This window comes from Bifidobacterium asteroides (assembly GCF_019469425.1).
In the GTDB taxonomy this organism is placed as follows: Bacteria; Actinomycetota; Actinomycetes; order Actinomycetales; family Bifidobacteriaceae; genus Bombiscardovia; species Bombiscardovia asteroides_I.
The window spans coordinates 1-21,489 of sequence record NZ_CP048272.1 but is presented as its reverse complement, the minus strand read 5'-3'; the positions used below and the strand labels follow the sequence as shown (position 1 = coordinate 21,489).

General features: G+C 60.5%; 15 protein-coding genes. 4 read left to right on the top strand and 11 right to left on the bottom strand.

Annotated features, from left to right (window positions below; genetic code table 11):
* Positions 1–223: 223 nt before the first annotated feature.
* The 3 genes from GYM67_RS00075 to GYM67_RS00065 all read left to right on the top strand — a co-directional run bounded on the left by GYM67_RS00075 (position 224) and on the right by GYM67_RS00065 (position 4,542).
* The gene (locus GYM67_RS00075) at positions 224–2,653 is read left to right on the top strand and encodes a glycoside hydrolase family 3 C-terminal domain-containing protein (protein WP_220236578.1); all 2,430 of its coding nucleotides are present in this window, start codon (positions 224–226) and stop codon (positions 2,651–2,653) included.
* Positions 2,646–3,317, top strand: a complete 672-nt coding sequence (locus tag GYM67_RS00070) for a hypothetical protein (RefSeq protein WP_220236577.1) — start codon at positions 2,646–2,648, stop codon at positions 3,315–3,317. Before GYM67_RS00075 ends, GYM67_RS00070 begins: the two co-directional genes overlap by 8 nt.
* 175 nt (positions 3,318–3,492) lie before the next feature.
* The gene (locus GYM67_RS00065) at positions 3,493–4,542 is read left to right on the top strand and encodes a glycosyltransferase family 2 protein (RefSeq protein ID WP_220236576.1); all 1,050 of its coding nucleotides are present in this window, start codon (positions 3,493–3,495) and stop codon (positions 4,540–4,542) included.
* Here the strand turns inward: GYM67_RS00065 and GYM67_RS00060 are convergent.
* From GYM67_RS00060 to GYM67_RS00050, 3 genes are all read right to left on the bottom strand, one after another.
* Positions 4,506–5,873 carry a sensor histidine kinase gene (locus GYM67_RS00060; RefSeq protein ID WP_220236575.1) on the bottom strand — a complete coding sequence of 456 codons (1,368 nt, stop codon included), beginning with the start codon at positions 5,871–5,873 and terminating at the stop codon, positions 4,506–4,508. The genes GYM67_RS00065 and GYM67_RS00060 overlap by 37 nt on opposite strands.
* Entirely contained in the window at positions 5,870–6,580 is a 711-nt protein-coding gene (locus tag GYM67_RS00055; protein WP_220236574.1) for a LytR/AlgR family response regulator transcription factor, read from the bottom strand. The genes GYM67_RS00060 and GYM67_RS00055 overlap by 4 nt, the downstream gene beginning before the upstream one ends.
* Positions 6,581–6,722: 142 nt before the next feature.
* Complete coding sequence (locus GYM67_RS00050) at positions 6,723–8,045, bottom strand: MFS transporter (RefSeq protein WP_220236573.1); 1,323 nt, start codon at positions 8,043–8,045, stop codon at positions 6,723–6,725.
* Positions 8,046–8,296: 251 nt separating this feature from the next.
* On the opposite strand from GYM67_RS00050, the gene GYM67_RS00045 reads away from it, so the two are divergent.
* A complete protein-coding gene (locus GYM67_RS00045) occupies positions 8,297–9,250 on the top strand; it encodes a DMT family transporter (protein WP_220236572.1) in 954 nt (317 codons plus the stop codon).
* On the opposite strand, the gene GYM67_RS00040 is transcribed toward GYM67_RS00045, so the two are convergent.
* The 8 genes from GYM67_RS00040 to dnaA all read right to left on the bottom strand — a co-directional run bounded on the left by GYM67_RS00040 (position 9,196) and on the right by dnaA (position 21,264).
* Positions 9,196–10,311: a VanZ family protein gene (locus GYM67_RS00040; protein WP_220236571.1), complete on the bottom strand. Its 1,116-nt coding sequence runs from the start codon at positions 10,309–10,311 to the stop codon at positions 9,196–9,198. The two genes, GYM67_RS00045 and GYM67_RS00040, sit on opposite strands and share 55 nt — an antisense overlap.
* Before the next feature lie 59 nt (positions 10,312–10,370).
* On the bottom strand, positions 10,371–10,997 hold the full coding sequence (locus tag GYM67_RS00035; protein ID WP_220236570.1) for a DUF3566 domain-containing protein: 627 nt from the start codon (positions 10,995–10,997) through the stop codon (positions 10,371–10,373).
* Between the two features lie 105 nt (positions 10,998–11,102).
* On the bottom strand, positions 11,103–13,730 hold the full coding sequence (gene gyrA, locus GYM67_RS00030; protein WP_258561614.1) for a DNA gyrase subunit A: 2,628 nt from the start codon (positions 13,728–13,730) through the stop codon (positions 11,103–11,105).
* 134 nt (positions 13,731–13,864) lie between these two features.
* The gene (gene gyrB / locus GYM67_RS00025; RefSeq protein WP_220237319.1) at positions 13,865–15,904 is read right to left on the bottom strand and encodes a DNA topoisomerase (ATP-hydrolyzing) subunit B; all 2,040 of its coding nucleotides are present in this window, start codon (positions 15,902–15,904) and stop codon (positions 13,865–13,867) included.
* 292 nt (positions 15,905–16,196) lie between these two features.
* Entirely contained in the window at positions 16,197–16,694 is a 498-nt protein-coding gene (locus tag GYM67_RS00020) for a DciA family protein (protein WP_220236568.1), read from the bottom strand.
* A complete protein-coding gene (recF, locus tag GYM67_RS00015; RefSeq protein ID WP_220236567.1) occupies positions 16,691–17,953 on the bottom strand; it encodes a DNA replication/repair protein RecF in 1,263 nt (420 codons plus the stop codon). Before recF ends, GYM67_RS00020 begins: the two co-directional genes overlap by 4 nt.
* A gap of 29 nt (positions 17,954–17,982) precedes the next feature.
* Complete coding sequence (dnaN, locus tag GYM67_RS00010) at positions 17,983–19,107, bottom strand: DNA polymerase III subunit beta (RefSeq protein WP_220236566.1); 1,125 nt, start codon at positions 19,105–19,107, stop codon at positions 17,983–17,985.
* Positions 19,108–19,521: 414 nt separating this feature from the next.
* Positions 19,522–21,264 (bottom strand): chromosomal replication initiator protein DnaA, encoded by a 1,743-nt coding sequence (gene dnaA / locus GYM67_RS00005; protein WP_220236565.1) that lies wholly within the window; start codon positions 21,262–21,264, stop codon positions 19,522–19,524.
* Between the last annotated feature and the right edge of the window lie 225 nt (positions 21,265–21,489).

The following is a 21,489-nucleotide window of genomic DNA, read 5'->3' as shown; positions in this document are numbered from 1 at the left end:
CTCCCCGGCGGACGGTGCATAGGTCCGTCCGCCGGGGAGCGAATCGACACACCCGCTGGCGCCTGGGCAGCATTCATGTCAGGAAAACAACAGGTTATGCAACCCGCTCCAGCAGGCCTCGGCAGTCGGGGAATAATGAAATTCAGCACCAATCCGAGGCCAATTGTGGAAGCAACGAGGGTTCCCACCACAGGATCAGCCCCCGTCACAGAGAGAGAACACTATGGAAGTCAAGGATCTGACAGTTCTGGAACGGGCATCGCTGCTCTCCGGAAAATCCACCTGGGCAACCCGTGCCTTGAAGAGGGCAGGCATCCCGAGCATGGTCCTGAGCGACGGGCCGCACGGCCTGCGCCGCCAGACTGGATCAGGGGACAACCTGGGCATGGGCAAGTCCAAGCCCGCCACCTGCTTCCCTACAGCGGGCACCGTAGCCTGCTCATGGGACCCGGAATTGGCTAAGACCATGGGCCAGGCACTGGGTAGCGAGGCCAGAAGCCTGAGCGTCAACATGGTTCTGGGTCCGGGCATGAACATCAAGCGCAACCCCCTGTGCGGCAGAAACTTTGAATACTATTCCGAAGACCCCCAGGTGGCCGGTCGTATGGCTGCAGGCCTGATTGAAGGCATCCAGTCCCAGGGCGTGGCCGCCACCCCCAAGCACTTCGCCATGAACAGCCAAGAGCTGCGCCGCCAGGCATCCGATTCCGTGGTGGACGAGCGCACCATGCGCGAGCTCTATCTGACCGGATTCGAGATTGCTGTGCGCCAGGCCCACCCTTGGGCCATCATGACCTCTTACAACATGGTCAACGGCACCTATGCCAACGAGAATCCCCACCTGCTCAAGGACATCCTGCGCAAGGAGTGGGGCTTCGACGGAATGGTGGTCTCGGATTGGGGCGGTTCCAACAGCGCAGTCGCCGCAGCCGCCAATGGCTCCTCCCTGGAGATGCCCCAGGCCGGATATGACTCCGTGCGACAGGTCGCCAAGGCCGTGCAGGAGGGCCGCCTGGACGAAGCCGACCTGAACGCTCGGGCCGAAGAGGTGGCGCGGCTGGCCAAGCTGACCTACCACTCTGACATGGATCCTGATGGGAACCTGACCGCGGATCAGATACGGGACCACCATCAGGTGGCACGGAGAATCGCCGAGGGATCCGCCGTCCTCCTGGTCAACCGGGAAGGATGCCTGCCACTGGCCGCCGGCACTAGGATCGCCCTGGTCGGGGATATGGCCAAAACCGCCAGGTTCCAAGGATCCGGATCCTCTAAGGTCAACGCAGCCAAGCAGGAAAGCATGCTGGACCTGCTCAGGCAGGGCAACGGCGACGGCCTGGAGCTGGCCTCCTACAGCCAGGGCTACGAACGCCATGGCGAGAAAAACCAGTCTTTGATCGACCAAGCCGTGGCTGCGGCTGGCCAGGCTGACGTGATTGTCGCCTGTGTGGGCCTGGATGAACGCAGCGAATCCGAGGGCCTGGACCGCTCCCACATGGACATTCCCAGCAACCAGGTCGACCTGATCAAGGCCCTTGGCGCGACGGACAAGCCCCTGGTGGTTGTCCTGGTGGCAGGCTCCCCCGTCACCACCGACTGGATTGACCAGTGCGATGCCGTTCTCTATATAGGACTGTCCGGGCAGGCTGGAGCCTCAGCCACCCTGAACATCCTGACCGGCAGGGTCAACCCCTCCGGCCACCTGGCGGAAACCTGGCCCAAATCCTATGCCGACTGCCCCAGCGCCGACTGGTACCCCGACCCTGCGCACGAATCCATCTACCGGGAGGGCCCATTCGTCGGCTACCGCTACTACCTGACCGCCGACGTGGAGGAACGTTTCCCCTTCGGCTATGGCCTGTCTTATGCACACTTCGCCTATGCCGATCTGTCGGTGGACGACAAGGGAGCCACTTTCACCCTGACCAACGACTCGGACAGGCAGGGGGCCACAGTCCCCCAGCTCTACGTCCAGGCTCCCAAGGGTGGCGTGCTCAGGCCAGTCCGCGAACTGAAAGGCTTCAAGAAGGTCAGGCTGGAGGCCGGCCAATCAACCAAAGTCCGCATCGACTTCGACCAGATGACCTTCCGGCACTTCGATACGGCCAGCAACTCCTGGCAGGTCGAGTCCGGCGACTGGACCATCATGATCGGGTCCGACGCTCGCAGCATGGAGCTGAGCGAACACCTGAAAGTCCAGGGCACCGTCGACCCGCAGAGTCCAGACCCAGCCCTGGGCGCCTATCTGACCGGCCGAGTCAAAGAAGTCGACGACGACGCCGTGACAGCGCTCTTCGGTCACCCGGTGGTCCGGCAGGGTGCCGTCAAAACCTTCGGCGTCAATGATCCTCTCTCATCCTGGAAGGACTCCAGAAGCGCCCTTGCCAGGTTCGTGGCCAATTTCCTGGCCAAGAGCGAGAGCCGCCACGAGGCCAAGACCGGCAACCCCGACCTGAACACCCTCTTCTTGCTCAACATGCCCCCCAGGGCCATGGCCAAGATGACCAACGGGCTGATTGACACGGCCATGGTCGAGGCCATCATGCGCATCCCCAATGGCCACCTATGGCGGGGGTTGGGCGGATTCATCGCCGGATTCTTCAGAAACATGTCCGCCAACCGCAGGACCGGAAAGGAGCTCAATCATGAGTAATCAGCACAGCCAGCAGGCCGGACAGCCGGCCCAGGGGAAGGCGGCGACGACCTCGCAGTGGGCGATTGTCCGCTGGTGGCAGCGGTTCAGCGACCGGCACACCACCCTGGCCCAGTTCATCGTCTTCTTCATCCTGTCCAACGGGGTCACCGTACTGCAACTGGTGCTCATGCCCGTGCTCAAGGCCATCTTCAACGGAACCTCCCTGGTAGGCACCAACTTCCAGATCTGGCGCATGGGGACCGTCGGCGGCAAGCCCTATTACCTGTTCGACTACGCGGCCGGATCCATCGGCCACGGCGGCGGGGGCGGCCTGGCCTACTTCCTCGCGGTGGAAATCACCCTGCTGATCGCCCAGATCATCAACTTCTTCCTCCAGCGCAACATCACCTTCAAGTCCAACTCCTCGGTCTGGAAGGCGGCCTTCTGGTATCTGGTGGCCTACGTGATCATCACCATCATCGCGGCGGCGCTGCAGGGCTGGTACAAGGACCCCATCTACGGCTTCTTCCAGCACACCCTGAACTGGGGCAGCCTGGGAACCACCATTGCTGACCTGGTCACCATGATCATCAACTCGGCCATCTCCTTCTGGGTCTTCTTCCCCATCTTCAAGGTCATCTTCCGTCAGGAGCCCACTGAATCCAAGGCGAGCGCCCAGTAAAATTCCGGCCCCGCTCCCCCGGCCGACAATGAACCGGCATGCATCGGCGGCCAAAGGGGCGGGGTCTTTTCCTCATACCCATCATGTACAGTGGTCGCATACAACGGCCGCCGGCGGGATTGCGGCGACCCCGTCGACATACCCGCCGACCCATTCTTTTGCGAAGTGATCGTTCATGACAGCTGACCGCAAGGCCTCCACGAACCTGCCCGTTCTCACCTTCATCGTCCCCGCCTATAACATGGCCCGGCATCTGCCGACCTGTCTGGATTCGCTCCTGAGCCGGGAGGAGGACGATCTGGAGGTCATCGTGGTCAATGATGGGTCCACCGATGCCTCAGCGCAGGTAGTGCAGTCATATGAGGCACGCCATCCGCGCACTGTCCATCTGATCGACCAGACCAACAAGGGCCACGGCGGCGCGGTCAACACCGGCCTGGCAGCCGCCCGAGGTCGCTACGTCAAGGTGGTCGATGCCGATGACTGGGTGGACCCGACCTCGCTGAGCCTGGTCCTGGACCAGCTGCGCGACCAGTCGCGACGTACAAATCCGGTGGACATGGTGGTCACCAACTACGTTTACGAGAAGGAAGGCCGCAAGCATAAGCGGGTCATCAACTTTCGCAGCGTCATGGAACCAGGGCGGGTGCTGGACTGGAACCATCTACGGCGGTTCGGGCTGGCCCAGTACATGATCATGCATGCCCTGATCCTGCGCACCGAGGTGCTCCGCCAGGCACACACCCGCCTGCCTGAGCATACCTACTACGTGGACTTCATCTACTCCTATCAGCCCTTGCCCTGGGTGCACACCCTGCTCTACCTGGACACGAATTTCTATCACTATCACACCGGCCGGGAGGGCCAGTCAGTACAGACCTCGATCATGATCGCCCGGGTTTCCCAACTGCTGCTGGTCAACGGGCTCATGGCTGAAGCGACTCCTGATCCGGGGACGGTTCCCCGTGGGCTCTATCGTTATATGATTCACTATCTGTCCATCAACTGCGTGGTGACCTCGGTCTTCCTGATTCTCTCTCGCAAGCCCAGCAACTATCGGAACAAGGCCATGCTCTGGAACAGGCTGGAACACCGCTCCCCGGTCATCGCCTCCGACGTGCGCTCCACTCTGCTCTGTCGGATGGTCAACATACCGGGCCGGCCGGGCCGCTTGGCCATCCGCCTGGGCTATAAGGCCGCCGAGGCCGCTATGGGCTTCAACTGATCACCCTCCCTCGGCAGGAGCACGCAGAGGCTGAACCAGTGATGCTCGGCACGCAGGGTCATTTCGCCCTGATAGCGGTGGGCTATATGCCGAATGGACTTGACCCCGTATCCATGCAGGCCATCATCGGTCCTGGTCTTGGTGGTGGCCAGTTCGCCATTGCCCTTCCAGTTCAGGGGCGAGGTGAAATAGTTTTCGATGCGGATCACCACGAATTGTTCTCGGGCGTAAAGGGCCACCTTGATCAGGCGGCGGTCGGGTTCCTTGACCTTCCTTAAAGCCTCAATGGCATTGTCCAAGGCGTTGCCGAAGAGGGTGGAGACGTCCATGGGCGACATCCCCTCCAGGAGCGAGCCGTCAGCCACCATGGTCAGAGTAATCCCCTCTTGGGAGCAGATGCGTTCCTTGGTCGACATGACCACGTCCAGAATGGGGTTGCCGGTGTGCTGCTGCGACCCATACCGTCCTACCGCAGCCTCCAGCTCCTCGAAGTCCTGGGACTTGCGCTCAGGGTCCATCTGCGAGCGCAGGGCGGCGATCTGATGCTTGAGGTCGTGGGCAAGCCTTCCCATGGCCTCCAAATTCTCCTTGGAACGCACATACTCCCGGTGTTGGCTGTAAGCCCGGGCATTGATGGAGGCCAGCTCGGCGCTGGTATAACTCTCCCGCAGCTGCTCCTGCTGGGCGTAGAGCATGGCGAATCCGCACAGATCCACCAGGGTGCGGATGTAGAAGACCTCCAGGCCGACCCGACCGGAGAAGGGGGTGTTGGTGGAGACGAAGCTCAGATTGGACATGGCGAAGGTGACTACAGCGATGACCGCTGCTATGAAGACGCTGCGTCCAGGCACGGAAAGCTGGGCATCGGCGAAGTTGCGCCTTTCCGCCACCCAGGCCAGCAATCCTACGCCGCCGTAGATAAGCACTAGCAGGATCAGGGAGGCCGGGTCGTACAGACTGTGGTTCGAGGGCCGCATGAAGGAGTCCAGCTGCCAGTGCAGGGAGGCGACCAGCTCAGCCAGGACGAAGGCACGGGCCAACAGATAAGCCCCATCCAGCGCACTCAATCTTGAAGCCAGCATGATGATGGCGTACATGCAGGCGACGGCCAGGCACATGCTGATGATCCAGAAGGCAATAGGCAGGGTGCCGGCCCAGTACTGGACCCCGATGAGCACAGCCAGACCGGGCAGAAGCACAGCCACCATTCTTAGACGTGAGGTTCTTACCCCGATGGCCAACAGATAAACCAGACAACCCAGCCATTCGCTGATGGCCGTATAGAGTCTGGGGATGTCAGGCAGAGCGTTGAGGATGTGGGTGTTGGTCATGGCCGACCCGCCACGTAAGCGGTAAGAGCCGTCATAAAAGACTTCTTGCGTGGTCGACTGACCCGCAGCCGCTGACCGGTCGACATGATGCAGTCCTGGTTCTCAATGCCCGTTACATGGGCCAGATTGACCAGGTAGCAGGAATTGGAGCGGAAGAATCCCCGCTGGCCCAGCTGGCCCTCCAGACTCTTCAGAGTGCTGTTCGTAGTCAATGAAGCATCCAAGGTGTGGATGACGCTGCTGTGATGGACGGATTCGATGAAGACGATGTCCTTGAGGGGGATCCGGGTGGATCGGGCACCATCGGTGATCAGAATGGACAGGTCCACGCTGCCACGCACCCTGGCGATGGACCGGTCCAGCTCCTGGGAGAAGGCGAACCAAGGCAGGGGCTTGAGCAGGTAGGAGAGAGCGCCTACTTCATAGCCGTTGATGGCGTACTGGGGAGCAGAAGTGATGAAGACGATGACCACCGACTCGTCGTGGGCACGCACCCTGCGGGCCACTTCGATCCCGTCCATAGGGGTCATCTGAATGTCCAGAAGAAGGATGTCATATACGGGCCGGTAACCATCTGCAAAAGCCTTGCCGTCGGTGAAGACGCTGACTGCCAGCTCTTCCTGGCGTTCCTTGCGGTAACGGTTCAAATAGTTGACCATGGATCGACAGCTGATGGAATCATCATCCACCACTGCGATTCTTATCATCCTGGCGCACGCTCCTTACCCCGTCAGCCAGGGACCCATAGCCGACGTTATCACCATCCTTCCATAATATCGGAGTCGGCCGCACGGCAAACCCCGCTTGCCCGAAGCCGAACTCGGGCAAGCGGGGATACACTGCCCGGGCTCAGCGGCCGTCGACCACCCGTACGGTCTTATAGCGCTCGGCCCTGGTCAGAATCAGGAAGCAGATTATGCCCAGCAGGGCGGATACGGCTATGATTGCGAAGCCCACGTTCCAGCCGGACTTGCCCACGAGTGAGCCGATTCCGTAGGAGGCAGTGGCTTCTCCGAATATGTAGCCGAACAGGCCCACGAAACCGGTAGTGCTGCCGATGGCAAAGCGCGGCGCCAGATCAATGGTCAGGGCGGCGATCAACATTTGCGGCCCGTAGACGAAGATGCCCATCAGAGCTATTTCCACGTCAATAGCCCAAAGGTCGCTTGAGGCCCAATAACCGAGGAAGACCACCCCCAATAGAGCCATCAGGCCTGCTGCCATGCCAGCCCGCTTGCCGTGGAAGAAGTGATCACTCATCCAGCCAATCAGGATGGTCCCCGGGATGGCCGCATACTCGAAGAGAGCAAAGCTGGAGCGCGCCTGTGCGAGGGAGAATCCTTTGGCTTCGTTCAGATAGATGGGGATCCAGTTAAGCACCCCGTAGCGCAGGATGTAGACGAAAGCGTTGGACAAGGCCAGCACCCAAATATAGGGGTTGGAAGCCACATACCGCAGGAAAATCTGCACAATGGACAGGTCGGAGTGGGACTGCATCTTGGCGGCGTCAATTTTCTCGCCCTGGTATTCCTCGGCCTTGTACTCCTGGATGGGTGGCAGACCTACCGATTCAGGGGTATCTGCGCCCAGCAGCACTACCAGCAGGGCCATGATCAGCGAGATGACCGAGGGGACGAAAAAGATGCTCTTCCACATGTGAGGTCCGAAGGCGGCCAGGGCCACGCCCACAATAGGCGCTACGGTGCCCGAGCCTAGATTATGGGAGGTGTTCCACATGGACACGAAGGAGCCTCGCTCTTTTTCAGCCCACCAGTTGGACAGCGACTTGTGGGCCGCAGGCGCCCCCATGCCCTGGAAAATGCCCAGCAGGACCATGAGCACCATCATGACGCCCTTGCTGGCCGTAGCCCCGAAGATCAGGTTGAGCAGGGCGGACAGGACCAGTCCGGTGGCGATGTAGTAGCGGGGGTTGGATTTGTCGGAGAGCATGCCCATGACGAACTTGCTGATGCCGTAGGAGACGGCCAGGCAGAGCGTGATCAGCCCTATATCCGCCGTGGTGAAACCATAGTTGCGCTTCAGATAGGGGGAAGCCACGGAAAAGTTGGAGCGGATGATGTAATACCCGGCGTATCCCAGATAGATGCTGAAGAACACTCGGATGCGATAGGAACGATATGTCGCAGGAATCTTCTTCTCAGGAACCTTCACCTTGGCAGGAGGGGCTGGCTTGAGAAAAGCAAACATGGTTTGAACTACTCTCTCTTTCCTTTTGCAATCGGTCGGTCTGCACGACTGCGTGCACAGACTGGACGCTGGAACTGTCTCAGTTCGGGCGCCATGTTCGTAGTATAGACGCACCATGGCAGAGCGAGTCGCCGCGGGGTCCAATGGCCGAACGACTCATGAAGCGTCCTGCGAATCCATGGCCGTTTGTGGACAGGCAAGATTAGAGTCGAGACATGTCTACCTTTGCGCCTTCTTCATCCTGGAAACCCCCCACCTGGCTCGCCCGCCTGATGCTGCTGATGGCCGCCGCCGCCTGGGGAGCCGGATACACCTTTGAGAAGGTGGCCTTGGAAACCCTGACTGTACGCTGGTTGATGGGCATTCGCATTCTGTGCGTCATCGTCATCATGACCCCCTTCCTACTGCCCCGGCTGCGCAGAACCGGAGCTATACACACCCTGGTACCCGGGCTGATCCTGGGGGTCAGCTACTGGGCGGCCTTCAGCCTGCAGATGATGGGACTGACCACCATCGCCCCAGGCCGCAATTCCTTCCTGACAGCCACTTACTGCATCTTCGTGCCCTTCCTGGTCTGGATCATGACCCGTCGGCGACCGGCCCTGCGCCACTTCGTCGCGGCTGCCATCTGCATCCTGGGCGTGGCCCTGATCTCCCTGCCGGCCCACGGCGGGGGGCAAGGGCTGTCTTTGAGCACCGGCGACCTGCTGTCCCTGGCCGGCGCCTTGCTCTACGGGGTCAACCTGGTGGTCACCGGTTTCCTGACCAAGAAGTTCGACGCCCCCACGCTGACCTACCTAGAGCTGCTCTTCGGCGGCATTCTCTTCCTGGTCTTCGCACTGATCTTCGATCCCTTGCCCACTGCTGCCGACTTCACACCCCCGACCCTGGGTTCCATGATTTATCTGACGCTGATCTCGACCCTGATGGCCCAGAACTTCCAGAACATTGCCTTCTCGAGGGTCCCCGCTGCTCAGGGTTCGCTGATCCTATGCTCGGAGAGCCTGTTCGGCATGCTGGTCTCGGTCCTGGTCATGCACGAGGAGCTGACGGCCACCCACCTGCTGGGCTTCGCCATCATCTTCGCCGCCATCATTCTGTCCGAGGTCAGGATTCACCCCCGCCGGTCGTCGGCGGATTCCTCTGCACCTGTGTCCTCCTCCCGGTAGGCTGTCCCAGGCAAGAGGTCGTAGGGCATCTGCCGCTTAATCAGATAGAAGACCAGCAAGAGCAGGGCCAAGATGCGCGTTGCAATCTGAACGTTGCCGGTCCAGGGTCCGAAGACAGCCAGGATGACTGCAGTCCGGAACAGATAGAAGAGGAAACGGGACCAGCCATGCCGCTGCTTGGTCTCGACGGTCATATGGGTGAAGGTGGCGCCCAGCGTCCGTCCCCGGCGGGGCAGGGGGATGAGCAGTTCAAAGATCAGCAGCATGGCCAGATCAACTATGGTCCCGAACATGTCCAAGGCGGATGGGGCAATCAGCAGCCCGCCAAAGCGGTAGTGGCCATCCAGCTGATAGGTGCCCAGGCGATGGACTGCATAGGTCACGCCCATCCCCAAAGACATGGACAGGATGGTGGCTAGGAGCAAATCCAGAGCCAGGGAGACGGCACGATGCATGAACCCGGGGTTGGTGACCAGCCGGGCGGCGTCAGCCTGACGGGTGGGAACGAGCTTGTTGGCCGCCAGGGCCACCAGGTAGCCGATTATGGCGCCTGAGGTATTCCAAATCAGGTCGTCCACGTCGAAGAGACGATAGGCGCAGCCCACGATGCCGAAGACTCCGGTCAGCTGGGCCGTCTCGATGAAGAGGGAGACCAGAAGGGCGACCGGCAGGGCCAGGATGAAGCGCCAGCGGAAGACCCGCCCCATAATAAAGCCCAATGGCAGGAAGAAGGCCACATTGAGCAGAATCTGCAGCATAGCCATCCGCCCGCCTGTGCTTAGGTCGGTCAAGAACTGCAGAGGGTTGAGCTGAGGGCTCAGATGATGGGTGGCGCAGAAGGCGGCCCGGTCGTCCGGCATGGGCCAGAGGGTAAAGAAGACCAAGGCCAGCAGATATAAGACGGTCAGGTAGGCCGCCATAGCTGCTGTCAGCCGCAGCCGATGGTAGCGGTTGTAAATCAGTGCAAGAATGGGCAGGGTCAGAATCAGCGAGGCTAATGGCCAAAAGACCAGAGATATGCCGAAGGAGCCGCTGAAATAGTCCAAGTACGTCGAGAGCATAATTCCAGTCTAAATCGCTCTCGGGTCTATCGGCCGATTGACTGCGCCGACCAGGGGGCTCAGTCGTCGCCCAGGGTCACGTGGATGCCGCCCACCAGGGAACTGACCAGGTTGTACAGGAAGGCGAAAATAGTGACCAGAACCACTACTATGACAATCTCGAAAATGGAGAAGATGGTCACCGAACTCAGGACCGTCCCCAGGCTCAGCACCTGGCCCAGGTCGAAGCCGCCCGCGTCCAGGCCCGTCTTGGAGATGACCTGGGTCAGGTTGTCAAAGAGCCCCATGGCGTTAAGCAGGAACCAGAGCAGGGCAGCGGCCACCACCTGAATGATGCCCCCGGCGATGGCCAGCAGGAAGGTAACCTTGGCCACCGACCAGGGTTCCAACCGGGTCAGGGACAGCTGCATGCGCCGGGCCCGAGGCACATGAGGACGCGCCGCCGAAGCCGAAGCCGCGGGCCGAACAGGACGGGATGAGGATACCTTAACCGGACCGGCAGCAGAAGCTGTGGTTCTTGCGGAATGTCCCGATGCTGTTCTGCCAGCTGCAGGAGCCGGAGGAGTGGCCGATGATGATCGACGGGACTCGCCCTGTGAGGATTCATCAGCCTTGGTCTTCCCCTTTTGAGGCTTACCAGCACCCTGCTTGCCGGCCTTGACCTGCTCCTGATCATCCTGGCTCATCGGCACTCCTTGATCCTTGCGTTCAATGGCCCGCCCATAACGTCGCCGGACCTGCATGACTTCTTACGAGGCTACCAGTCTTGTCAGACTGGTAGCGGACCCCACTCAGTCCCCTTGAGTCAGGCTCCGGCCATCTCCGGTTCCGGTGGTGGCTATGGGCTGATCCTTGGCTGCCAGGGGAGCGGCGGGAGCCAGGTCGGTCTGGCTGGCATCCTCTTCCTGGTCGTCGCGTTCGGCATTGCGGGCGATGGAGAGAATTTCGTCACCCTTGTCAGGCTTGGCTAGGGTTACCCCTTGAGTGTTGCGTCCAGTTCGCTTGACCTCAGCCACATCGGAGCGGATGACCTTGCCGGACTTCATGATGGCCATGATCTGGTCGTCCTCGTTCACCACCAGGGCGCCGACCAGGGAACCACGGCCCTCGACCATGGCGATGGCCTTGACTCCGTAACCATTGCGGCCCTGCAGGCGGTACTCGCTCAGAGCAGTCCGCTTGGCGAAGCCCTCGTCGGTGACCACCAGCAGGTCATCGCCAGACTCACTGGCGATCACATCCATGCTCAGCAACTCGTCGCCGGGGCGGAACCGCATACCCTGGACGCCTGCAGTCTGCCGTCCCATGGGCCTTAGGGTGGAGTCGTCAGCCGGGAAGCGCACGCTCATGCCCTTGCGGGAGACCAGGATGATTTCATCGTCGGCATTGCAGAGGGCGGCACCCACCAGCTCATCGCTCTTAGGCGCCTCTTGGCCCTCCTCGTCGGCGACGGTGCCCAGTTCCATCAGCCGCACGGCGATCAGGCCACCCTGGCGAGGCGAATCATATTCAGCCAGGCGGGTCTTCTTGACCCGTCCGGTCCGGGTGGCCAGAATCAGATAGTCGGCATCGTCGTAGCCGTGCAGGGAAAGGACCTGTTCGATCCGCTCGCCCGGGCCCAGCTGGAGCAGGTTGGCTACATGCTGCCCCTTGGAGTCGCGGGAGCCCTCAGGCAGTTCGTAGGCCTTGAGCCGGTACACCCGGCCCTTGTTGGTGAAGAAGAGCAACCAGTTGTGGGTGCTGGTCAGGAAGAAGTGGTCCACCACGTCGTCCTCGCGCAGCCTGGCCCCGCGGATGCCCTTGCCGCCGCGGTGCTGGGCCCGGTACTCGTCGGCCTTGGTCCGCTTGACGAAGCCGGAGTGGGTGACAGTGACCACCACCTGTTCGTCAGCAATCAGATCCTCCACGTTCATCTCACCCGAGTAGGGGACGATCCGGGTGCGCCGTTCGTCGCCGTACTTGTCGACGATCTCATCCAACTCGTCGCCCACGATGGTGCGTTGGCGTTCGGGGTGGGCCAGGATGTCGTTGTAGTCGGCGATCTTGCGCATGAGCTCCTCATGCTCGTCCAGGATCTTCTGCCGTTCCAAGGCGGCCAGACGGCGCAGCTGCATGGCCAGGATGGCATCGGCCTGGACCTCATCCACGTCCAGCAGCTCCATCAGGCCGGTGCGGGCCGTCTCTACATCCTTGGAGGCGCGGATCAGGGCGATAACCTGGTCGATCATGTCCAAGGCCTTCAGATACCCCTGCAGAATGTGGTCGCGTTCCTCGGCCTCACGCTTCAGATAACGAGTGCGCCGCTCGACCACGTCCAGCTGGTGGTCCACCCAGTGGCGGATGAAGGCATCCAGGCTCAGGGTCCTGGGGACCCCGTCCACCAGAGCCAGCATGTTGGCTCCGAAGGTCTGCTGAAGCTGGGTGTGTTTGTAGAGGTTGTTGAGGACCACCTTGGGAACGGCATCGCGCTTGAGCACCAGGACCAGACGCTGGCCTGTGCGGCCTGAAGTCTCGTCGCGCATGTCGGCGATGCCTTGGATCTTGCCGTCGCGCACGGCCTCGCGGATAGAGGAGGCCAGCCGGTCGGGGTTGACCTGGTAGGGCAGCTCGGTGACCACCAGGCACATCCTTCCACGGATCTCCTCAGTGTTGACCACCGCCCGCATGGTAATCAGGCCGCGCCCGGTCCGGTAGGCCTGCTCGATGCCCTTGTGGCCCAGAATGGTGGCGCCAGTGGGGAAGTCAGGCCCCTTGATGATGGAGATCAGGGCATTGAGCAGCTCCTCCTTGGAGGCCTCGGGATGCTCCAGGGCCCAGTGAACGCCCTTGGCCACCTCACGCAGGTTGTGCGGAGGAATGTTGGTAGCCATGCCCACAGCGATGCCGGCTGATCCGTTGACCAGCAGGTTGGGGAAGCGGGAAGGCAGAACCGTGGGCTCCTGGGTCTTGCCGTCGTAGTTGGGGATGAAGTCAACCGTGTCCTTGTCGATGTCGCGCACCATCTCCATGGCCAAGGGGGCCATGCGGCACTCGGTGTACCTCATGGCGGCAGCCGGATCGTCGCCGGGGGAACCGAAGTTGCCCTGGCCGTCCACCAGCGGATAGCGCATGGACCAGGACTGGGCCAGACGCACGATGGTGTCATAGATGGCCGAATCGCCGTGGGGGTGGTACTTGCCCATGACGTCGCCCACCACGCGCGAACACTTGTTGTAGCCGCGGTCGGGCCGGTATCCGCCGTCATACATAGCGTAGATGACCCTGCGGTGGACCGGCTTCATGCCGTCACGGACATCAGGCAGGGCCCGCTCCACGATCACGGACAGGGCGTAGGACAGGTAGGATTCCCGCATCTCCTGCTGGAGGTCAATGGGTTGAATCCGCTCACCCTTAAGGAGGCCGTAATCGGTGTTGTCCATCTCCTGGGGGCTGAGCGGCTCACGAGACCCGTCGGGCAGGTTGAGGCCGTCCTGGTCCGGGCTGTTGTCGTTGTTGTTATCGTCTGCCAAAATCGATCCTTAGCTCAAATGGTGAAAAGGGAAGGACGTCCGTCTCAGGCGTCGATGAAGCGGGCGTCGTGGGCATTGCGCTGGATGAACAGACGCCGGGGTTCAACCTCGTCGCCCATGAGCATGGTGAAGGTTTCGTCGGCCTGCTCGGCGTCATCAATGCGGATCTTCTTGAGGATGCGGTGATCCGGGTCCATGGTGGTCTCCCAGAGTTCCTGATAGCTCATCTCGCCCAGACCCTTGTAGCGCTGGATCCCTTCACCCTTGGGCAGCTGCCGGCCGGAGGCCTTGCCCTCGGCCAGAACCCTGTCACGCTCGGCATCGGTGTAAACGAAGCTGTGGGGCCCCTTGGTCCACTTGAGCCGGTAGAGCGGAGGCATGGCCACATAGACGTAGCCGGCCTCGATCATGGGCCGCATGTAGCGGAAGAAGAGGGTCAGATTCAGGGTGGCAATATGGGCGCCATCCACATCGGCGTCGGCCATGATGATGACCTTGTGGTAGCGCACCTTATCGATGTTGAAGTCCTCGCCGTATCCGCCGCCCACGGCCGTGATCAGGGATTCGATGGTGTCGGACTTCATCATGCGGTCCAAGCTGGCCCGCTCCGTGTTGAGGATCTTACCGCGCAGGGGCAGGATGGCCTGGGTCATGGGGTTGCGCCCCTGGATGGCCGAGCCGCCTGCAGAGTCACCCTCCACGATGAACAGCTCGCACTCCTGGGGGTTGCTTGACTGGCAGTCCTTGAGCTTGTCAGGCATGCCGGCAGTCTCGAAGATGGACTTGCGACGGGTGTTCTCGCGTGCCTTCTTGGCCGCGATCCGGGCCCGGGAGGCCTCCATGGCCTTCTGGATGATGGCCTTGGCCTCGCCTGGGTGGGCGTCGAACCAGTCGCTCAGTCTCTCGGTCATGACCCTCTGGACGAAGGTTTTGGCCTCGGAGTTGCCCAGCTTGGTCTTGGTCTGACCCTCGAACTGTGGATTGGTCAGCTTGACGGAGACCACGGCGGTCAGCCCCTCGCGTACGTCGTCGCCCGAGAGGTTGTCATCCTTGTCCTTGAGAATGTTCTTATCCCTGGCATAGCGGTTGATCATGCTGGTCAGGGCAGCACGGAACCCCTCTTCGTGGGTGCCGCCCTCGGTGGTCGCGATGGTGTTGGCGAAGGTGTGGACGGACTCCGAGTAGGCGGTAGTCCACTGCATGGCCACCTCGGCGGAGATGCCCAGCTTCAGGTCCTCGGCTTCGAAGTCGATGACCTCGGCCTCCACAGGCGTGGCCTTCCTGACCTTGACCAGGTAGTCCACATAGTCCTTGATGCCGTTGGCGTACTGGTAGCTGACGGACTGGCCCTTCTGCTCCGGGGTCTGCTCCTCGCCCGCCACCTCGTCGCCGGCCTGGTCATTGGGACGCAGATCGGTCAAGGTGATCCTCAGGCCCTTGTTGAGGAAGGCCATCTGCTGGAAGCGGCTGCGCAAGGTCTCGAAGTCGTAGACCGTGGTCTCGAAGATTTTGGGGTCAGCCCAGAAAGTCACCGAGGTGCCGGTGCTCTCGTCCGGCCCCATGGCCTGATCCTTGGATAGGGGAGCGGTGGGCTTTTGGTTGCGGAAGTTCTGATGCCAGTGGTAGCCCTGCCGGCGCACCTGGACGTCGATCCGGGTGGACAGGGCGTTGACCACGGAGATGCCCACGCCGTGCAGACCGCCTGAGACCGCGTAACCGCCACCACCGAACTTGCCGCCGGCATGCAGCTTGGTCATGACCACCTCGACGCCGCTCTTGCCCTCGCCTGGCACCTCGTCCACAGGAATGCCACGGCCATTGTCATCCACACGGATGCCGTTGTCGGGCAGGATGGTGACTTCAATATGGTCAGCGTACCCAGCCAGAGCCTCGTCGACCGAGTTGTCGACGATCTCGTAGACCAGGTGATGCAGGCCCCTGGAGCCCGTCGAGCCGATGTACATGCCGGGACGGACGCGGACCGCCTCTAGCCCCTCCAGCACCTTCAGATCGCTGGCATCATAATGCTCGGGGGAGAGCGAGTCATCCAGCTGCGCGTCGTCCAGCTGATCCTGGCCCGTCATGCCGTCATCCCGAGGCTTGTCCTCCTCATACTCTCGGCCCTCTTGCGGGGTCCGGGACGGGTCAGTGTTGAGATCTGCCACGGATAGTCCTTTCTGCACCCCCATCGTCGGCCACTGACAACAAAGCAACTTCCGTTCGTGGTCGAGAAGGGGATCGAGTCATGGTCACCAGGTTCCAAATCGTCCATAAAGGGGCCTTGGAAGCGTTTGACCCTATAACCTATAGATTACCAGCTCTAGGGGACTTTAGGCTTACAGAAAGCTGGGAAGACGGTATTCGCAGATTATGGGTTCATCCATAGGTGTCGCGCACGCCTCGGCCAGGTGGATCGAACCGCGAACGGCGGAAACTGTAGTTGTGGGGGCCGGTCACCCGGATCTGCTTTACCGGCATGCCCAGCCGCTTGACAATAGTCGCTTGGAGCTGGGGGACCAGGTAGGTCAGCTGAGTGGCCCAGACCGTTGTCTGCGCCTGAATGATCAGCACGCCATCCCGGTAGGAGACCACTCTCGAATGGGCGGCGATACCGGGTCCCACCACACTGTCCCACTGGTTGCGCAGCCGGGCCATCTTCAGATGGCTGGTCCACCCGCTTCCGGCAGCCAGACTGGTAACCACGCCTCCCAGTTTGGCTGGGTCGCGGCCGGGCTTGCCGAATGCATACCAGGCCTTACGGGAACTGTTCTCCCTCTGCTGACGAGTGGCCGCCCGTCGGGTGCAGCCCTCGAAGACCAGGGCCGGCAGTCGACGCTGGTCCAAGTGCAGGGTTTCAATTATGGGCGCCTTCATGACAGGTCGTTCCCCTTCGGCCCATCCGATATATCCGAGTCGTCTTGAGCTGTCCCCCTGGTTCGACGCAGATCCTGCATGGCACTGGCGATGGCCGGATCCTGGGCAGCCGGATCGGATGGCTGCACGGGCCTCAGCCGGGACACATCCACCAGCCTGGCGCCCTGCAAGGATGGGATGTCACTGTCGGCGGCCACAGTGATCAGCACCTGGTCCTGCTGACGGGCAAAGTCCAGAATCTGATCCCTGCGTCCGCGATCCAACTGGGCGAAGACATCATCCAGAATGACGATGGGCTCCAGAGAGCGACGGTCCTTGACCACCTGCAGCAGAGCCAGCCTCAGAGCCAGGGCCAGGGTCCACATCTCACCGTTGGAGGCGAACTCCCTGGCAGGCATGCCGTTGAGGGTAAAAGCCAGATCGTCGCGCTGGGGACCGATCAGATTGGTGCCCCGGGCCACTTCTCCCGGGTATATCCGCTGAAAGTGACGACTGACGGCCTCGGCGACCTCGGGACCGGTCTGCCTGTCGGGTCCGATCTCCTCCAGAGAAGGGCGGTAGGTCAATCGAGCGTCCTGACCAGGTCCTGCCAGCCGACCATACAAATCGGTGAAGGGCTGGTCCAGGGCCTCTACCAGAGCCGCTCGTCGCCGGCTCAAATCCAGCCCGATGCGAATAAACTGCCCAGTCCAGATCTCAAGGCCGGACAGAGCGGCATCGCGCCCATCACCTGAGGCGTCATGGCCCGCCTGGGAGAGCTGCTTGAGCAGTGCAGCGCGCTGCCTGGCCACATGGCGAAAATCCTGCCGAACTTGGAAGTAGTCGGTATCAAGCTGGCTGCCGGCCTGGTCCAGCACGGCCCGCCTGGCTGCCGGCTCTCCTGAGACCATCAGCTGGTCCTCGGGGCTGAAAGTCACGCAGGGCACCCGGCCTACCAAATCACGCTGATAGAGGGACGGCCCACCGTTGATTCTTCCACGGTTGGATCCCTTGGCGGCAATGGTCAGCTCATAGTCGGTGGCGGTACCGTCCTGCTTCACTCTGGCCCTGATGGTGGCCTTGGACTGTCCACGCTCTACCAGGGGCAGGGAAGATGAAGTCCTATGGCTGCCGCCGGCAGACAGGACCTCGATGGCCTCGACCAGGTTGGTCTTGCCCAGGCCGTTCCGTCCTTCGAGAATGGTCACCCCGGGCTCCAAATCGAGGACGCAATGCTCCCAGGAACGGAAGTGATCCAGAACCAGACGGGAGATGTGCATGGCGATTGTTCCTCGAACCTGCCCAGGTGTCAGTTGTTGAAGCGCATGGGCACAAGCAGGTAACGGTAGTCCATGGACTCTTCGGAATCCTGCTCCTGCTGGCCGTTGAACTCTACAGCCTTGACTGCCGAGGTCATCTTGATGCGGACAAAAGGCTCAGCAATGGCGCCCAACCCGTCGATCAGGTAGTTGGGATTGAAAGCCACTGTGATGTCCTCACCGTCCAGATCCGCCTGCAGAACTTCATGGGCCTGCGCTTCGTCAGCCGTGCCTGCGCTCAGGGTCACCTCGTTGCCGGAGAAAACCATACGGATTGGGGCATTGCGCTCGGCTACTAGGGCCACACGCTTGATGGCGTCGATCAGATCCTGCCGGGCGATGACAGCTTGGATGGGGTACTCGTCTGAAAAGAGACGATCTACTGCAGGGAATTCCCCGTCGATCAGCTGGGTAGTGGATATTTTGCCAGCGTTTTCCACGCCCATGATGGTGGGGTTGTCGGCTTCATAATCCATGGTCACGTTCTGGTGCTCGTCCAGGGAACGGGCGATGTCCCGCAGCAAAGAGCCGCGGATAAGCATGGAGGTGGAGAAGTTGGCATCGCGAGGAGTCCAAGTGAAGCTTGAACGGGAGAGCCTGAAACGGTCGGTGGCGGTCATGACCACCTTGTCCCCAGTGATCTCGGTTTTGACGCTGGTCAGCACCGGACGGCTCTCTTCCCGGGAAACAGCGACGATGGACTGGGAGATGGACTGAATGAAGGTCTCAGCATCTACCTGGCCCATGGGCTCAGGAACGGCAGGGAGATCGGGGTATTCGCTGTCAGGCATCAGTTGCAGAGAAAAAGTGGATTTGCCCGAGGTAATGGTCATCTTGGATCCCTCGGTTGACAGGTAGGTTTTCTCTGATGGCAGGGATTTTGTGATGTCAGCTAGCAGTTTACCCAGCACCAAGGCTGTTCCGGATTCGTCGATGCCTGCCTCGATGTGGTTCCTCGCTGAAACCTCGTAATCGAAAGCAGAGAGCTTCAATGTTCCGTCAGAGGCTTCCATCCTGATGCCTGCCAGGATCGGCGAAGCCGGTCGGGAGGGGATGATGCGGGTGGTCCATGCCACTGCATCCGAGAGTGCGGATGAATTCACTTCTACTTTCATGGGAGCCTTCTTGTCGATGAATGAACTGGATTCATTCTATCGAATAGGTCGGGTGATGTGGTTGGAGTGAGCAGGTGTGCTTGAGTGTGAAGGTGACTATTGCATAAATATACATTGAGTCATCGTAATAAGCTTGGTGGATGGTGTGGATAAGTTCTCAGATCCTTGCAATGCAGTGGATAGGCATCACTTAAGTAGTGTGGATAAGTAGTGTAATTAGTGTGATTAAAAAGCCAAGTTATCCACAAGTTTGGAGTTCTGCTTAGTTATCCACAAAAACATGTGATTTGTTCGCGGAAGATGCACCATTTATCCCCGGAAAATCAGTGGGTTATTCCCAAAGTTTGCCCACATCCGGGGATAAGTAGGTGGATATCTTTTTCTGTCGATCCACAGTGGTGTCTGCGTGTCGTATCATTCCTGAGGCTGTTTGAGCCGGACGGTCAGCTCCATGACGTAGTTGTAAATCTCTCGTTTTTCCTGCATCTCATTGGAGATACGTGTATAGGCGTGCATGACTGTGGTGTGATCGCGGCCACCGAAGACCTCGCCGATATCTACCAAGGACATGCTGGTCATCTCCCGCGCCAGATACATGGCTATCTGTCGGGCTAGGGCGATGTTCTTGGTGCGCGTGCGGCCGACAATGTCGTCAAAGGTCAGATGGAAGTATTTGGCCACCTGGGAGATGATGTCAGTGGGCTTGATCTCCACATCCGTAGAGAAGAAGTCTTGCAGAGTCTGTTCGGCCAGGGCTGTGGTGACCGGCTGATTGTTAAGGCTGGCCACGGCGGTGACACGGGTCAGGGCCCCCTCAAGCTCTCGGATGTTCTCGGTGAAGCGTTCCGCGATCAGATCCAGAACCTCGTTGGGAATGCTGACCCCGTTCATGGAGGCCATCATTCTGAGGATGGCCACCCGGGTCTCCCGGTCCGGAGGTTTGACATCCACAGTCAGACCCGAATCGAAACGCGAGATCAGTCGTGATTCGAAGCCTTTCAGATTCTTGGGGGCCACGTCCGAGGCGATGACGATGCGCTTGTTGGCGTCATGTAAGGCATTAAAGGTGTGGAAGAATTGGTCCAGGGTGGCTTCCTTGCCCCCCAGAAACTGGATATCATCGATAAGAAGCACATCCACCTGCCGATAGCGGCGGTTGAATTCCGCGATCTGGCCCGACCCTTGGGTGGAGTTCTGCAAGGCGTCGATGAATTCGTTGGTGAATTCCTCCGAGTTGACGTATCGGACCTTGAGCGAAGGATCCTTGACCAGGGCATAGTTGCCAATGGCGTTGAGCAGGTGGGTCTTGCCCAGGCCTGAGCTGCCGTAGATACATAAAGGATTGAAATCCTGGCCTGACCCTTCGGCCACGGCCAAGGCTACGGTTCGCGCAAAGCGGTTGGAGTCGCCTGGGACGAAGGTATCAAAGGTGGCATTCTTGTTCAGGTGGGTCTGCGGGTCGCGCTCCACTCGGTTCTGGCTCATGGGGAAGCGGGGCACGGTGAAGGCGGGTCGGGATGCGGTCCTCTCTGCCTCGCTCTGCTGGTCGGCATCAGCGCCTGCCGTTGACCTCACAGCGGGGGAGGGCTCGGACAGTTCGGCCTGCATATCCAGGGTCATAGGCACATAGGTGCCTTCGTGGAAGTCATTGACAGAAACAATCGGGGACTTGGAGGTTCCAGCATTCTCGGTCCGCCAGTCCGAGTGGGTCTCTGAGCCGGGCGATCGGTCGATGCCGGCCTGACGCTGGTAGTCGCTATAGGGATCCTGAGCAGGACCGGGAACCTGACGGAACTCGCCGCTGCCCGGGACAGAGCCAGCCATGGCGGACGCGCGTTGGTCATTCTGTTGATCGGCAGCTTTCTGCTTGGCCATTTGCTCTGGGTAGACGATTTTGATGGCCGGGAACATTTCCTGGTTGGTGACCAGCTGCAATGCATTGAGGAGCGGCTGGCTGAGCGGTCCCTGCACAGCCTCCTGAGTGGCCTTGGAGGAGACCCTGAGAACGATGGTGGTGCCGAAAACCGCCTCGGGGGTGATGTCCTCCAGCCAGCCCTTGTCTCTGGAGGTCAATGAGCTGCTGTAGCGGAGCACCTGCAGGACCGAATCCCAGATTCTCTTGGCCTGGGCAGCGGCATCCAGCGGATCCTGCGCCATCAGTGTGCTCCTCTCTTCTCGACGACGGATTTCCCGGTCTTCCTGCTTCTCTCAGAGTAGACAGTAGCTCATTGTTACACCGACTTTGCGCGGTTATCCACAGGATAGCGTGTTGTATCTACGATGAATGTGAATAACAGTGATGTAATTTGTGGATAAGTAAGGAGGCCTATTCTCCTGCTATGACAGGGTTTGCACAGGGTATGGAGCGGTCTTCACCAGCTG

Excerpts from the sequence above, each read along its gene's own strand:
- GYM67_RS00075 (WP_220236578.1), top strand. The coding sequence starts at position 224 with ATGGAAGTCAAGGATCTGACAGTTCTGGAACGGGCATCGCTGCTCTCC.
- GYM67_RS00020 (WP_220236568.1), bottom strand. The coding sequence starts at position 16,694 with ATGAAGGCGCCCATAATTGAAACCCTGCACTTGGACCAGCGTCGACTG.
- GYM67_RS00035 (WP_220236570.1), bottom strand. The coding sequence starts at position 10,997 with ATGAGCCAGGATGATCAGGAGCAGGTCAAGGCCGGCAAGCAGGGTGCT.
- recF (WP_220236567.1), bottom strand. The coding sequence starts at position 17,953 with ATGCACATCTCCCGTCTGGTTCTGGATCACTTCCGTTCCTGGGAGCAT.
- GYM67_RS00060 (WP_220236575.1), bottom strand. The coding sequence starts at position 5,873 with ATGACCAACACCCACATCCTCAACGCTCTGCCTGACATCCCCAGACTC.
- dnaN (WP_220236566.1), bottom strand. The coding sequence starts at position 19,107 with ATGAAAGTAGAAGTGAATTCATCCGCACTCTCGGATGCAGTGGCATGG.
- GYM67_RS00045 (WP_220236572.1), top strand. The coding sequence starts at position 8,297 with ATGTCTACCTTTGCGCCTTCTTCATCCTGGAAACCCCCCACCTGGCTC.
- GYM67_RS00055 (WP_220236574.1), bottom strand. The coding sequence starts at position 6,580 with ATGATAAGAATCGCAGTGGTGGATGATGATTCCATCAGCTGTCGATCC.
- GYM67_RS00070 (WP_220236577.1), top strand. The coding sequence starts at position 2,646 with ATGAGTAATCAGCACAGCCAGCAGGCCGGACAGCCGGCCCAGGGGAAG.
- GYM67_RS00065 (WP_220236576.1), top strand. The coding sequence starts at position 3,493 with ATGACAGCTGACCGCAAGGCCTCCACGAACCTGCCCGTTCTCACCTTC.
- gyrA (WP_258561614.1), bottom strand. The coding sequence starts at position 13,730 with ATGGACAACACCGATTACGGCCTCCTTAAGGGTGAGCGGATTCAACCC.
- gyrB (WP_220237319.1), bottom strand. The coding sequence starts at position 15,904 with ATGACGGGCCAGGATCAGCTGGACGACGCGCAGCTGGATGACTCGCTC.
- dnaA (WP_220236565.1), bottom strand. The coding sequence starts at position 21,264 with ATGGCGCAGGATCCGCTGGATGCCGCTGCCCAGGCCAAGAGAATCTGG.
- GYM67_RS00040 (WP_220236571.1), bottom strand. The coding sequence starts at position 10,311 with ATGCTCTCGACGTACTTGGACTATTTCAGCGGCTCCTTCGGCATATCT.